1 protein-coding gene is annotated in these 2,354 nt (G+C 31.3%); it reads right to left on the reverse strand.

The window, feature by feature from the left end; all coding sequences use genetic code 11:
* Positions 1-56: 56 nt before the first annotated feature.
* Entirely contained in the window at positions 57-1,574 is a 1,518-nt protein-coding gene (locus ACUVXA_RS19815; protein ID WP_445873018.1) for an oligosaccharide flippase family protein, read from the reverse strand.
* Between the last annotated feature and the right edge of the window lie 780 nt (positions 1,575-2,354).

Consider the following 2,354-nt stretch of genomic DNA (forward strand, 5'->3'; position numbering starts at 1 on the left):
TGCTCACCAGCCAAAACCAGTTTTAATAACCTATTTCATTTTCAAATACTGAAAAGTCATGTTTTTTTTGCTGAAGGTAACAGATAGGCTTCAGCGGTTTTGGCGAGGTTTAGCAATTCGTTCTTATATTTAACTGCTAAAGCTATTTCAAAGATAACCAAGCCCAAAAGGGATGATTCAAAATTAATTATGCTGAGTAGGGCAAGAACCGAAATTCCTAATACGAATATAATTGCCCAGATAGTTTCACTTTTTTCTAAAATATTGACTTTAAAGTATCTTCTTGTGAAGTATGCGAACAAAATAACATTAACAACCCAACCGGAAACAAAGCCGATCGCTGCTCCCATCATACCGCCATACTGGTTTAATCCATTCATACTGAAAAATGGAATTAATACCATGCTCAACACCACCCCTGTGAGCAAAGAGAAAAAGAGAATCAGGAAATTCACCCATAATTTTTTCTTAGCAAAAAAGTACGATCCGACCGGTCTTGAAACATTAGCAATAACAAAACCGATAATAAGAATTTTTAAAGGATCTGCACCAGAAAGAAAACTCTGGTTAAAGAACAATTCTAAAATCTGATATGCGAACACAATCACAGGGGCAGATAATACCAAAGACAAAATTAATGAATATGCTGTTGATCTCTTCATCATATTTACTACTTTTTCCTCTTGTTCAATGGCTGTTAACTCTGAAAGATAGGGATTCAAAGTAGTAGCAAGAGCCAATCCCACATAACCCAGAATTGACGCAAATGTGTGACTGATTCGGTAGACACCCAAAATAGCTTCTATAAAGAAGATACCTATAAGTAGCTCATTGAAACGCTGGAATCCAATATCGATAAAAGATATACCATACGCCCACTTACCAAAATTAAACATCTCCTTAAAAAGGCCTAAATCGAAAATCTTAAAATTCTTGTCTGATTTAACTAGTCTTCTTTTCTCTCTTAAAAAAAAGAAAAATCCCAACAATCCTGACAAAGCATATCCAAGAGCGAATGCATATATCACACCTTCAATACTAAAACCAAGTCCAAGAAAAATAATAACAAAAAGAAGATAAACAGAAATAAATACTACTCTTACCATCATGGCTAAATCAAATCTCTGAAAACCATTCAATATCCAATGAAAAAGAACAGTGATACCAACAAAAGGAAATATTGCAATTATAAGTTGTAGAATGGGTGTTAACCAATAGTTATGAAAAATATTAGTCGCTATGATTGGTGATAAAAAAAAGAAAACGATCGTAAAAATCGCAGTAACCGAAAGAATTACGATACTTGCAGTACTAATTGTTGTATTCACAGAATTAAATTTTTTCTTGATAAGAAAATCGGGAAGAAATCGTACCAAAGAAGCCCCCATACCAATAGAACAAAGAGCCGTAAGTAAATCAAGCAAAATTTTACCCGCACTAAAACTTCCATAAAGTTGAGCACCAATAGCATTTGCGATAATAATAGTATTAATAGCAGTAAGACCAACTATAAGTAGTAAGGTAATATAATTATACAAAGTTCCTGAAAACATCCTAGTTTTTTCATCGGACAATCTAGTAACACCATTTTCATTATGCTAATCTCTAAAATAAGTAGATTTCATTTAAATAAGCTTTCCATAATGGACGAATATGTCTAAAAAAATAATTTTTGTTTTGCATATAGTCCTAATTTTTCTTTCTTCTTATGCTTCTGAAGAAATATTCCTAAAAAAATAGAGAGCGAAAAAATTAAACTTCGAAGAGTATCTATTTGTTGTCAAAAAAGTGATACAGTAACAAAAAGACTAAGATTACCATGAATAAGCACCATAAATTGATAAACAGACTTACAACAAAAATATCTATTACAATGCCTCACTCTGTATTTCGGAAGGGTAAAGAGTTTTTCCTCTCTCTGCAAAAGGCTTTGGTTCTCCCTTATGAGTGTAATTAATACTAATATGATTGTTTTTTTGATTGCGGTATTATAATAAATAGGTAAAGGATTTTTCAAGGATTCTCAAAAATTAACTAACGTATATAAAATATCATATAAGCTCGTGAGGTGGATACCTTAAGGACTGTTGAGATTTCTCGGTATGCTAGCAATAACATTAAACTAAGAACAACTTCGATAATTCAAAGTATTTAGAAAATTATCAGAAAGTCACACGCAAAAATCTTATTTACGAGTCAAAATAAAAATACAGTGTGAAAAAATACATGAAAAATTTATTTAACAAGTATATAAAATATTTGCAGGAAAAAGGTTTTATTAAAAGTAGCTATAGACTTCTCTATTCTATTTTTTACAGATTAATCAAGTTGAGAGAAAATATCATATATTTAAT

Source organism: Candidatus Jordarchaeum sp. (assembly GCF_052745115.1).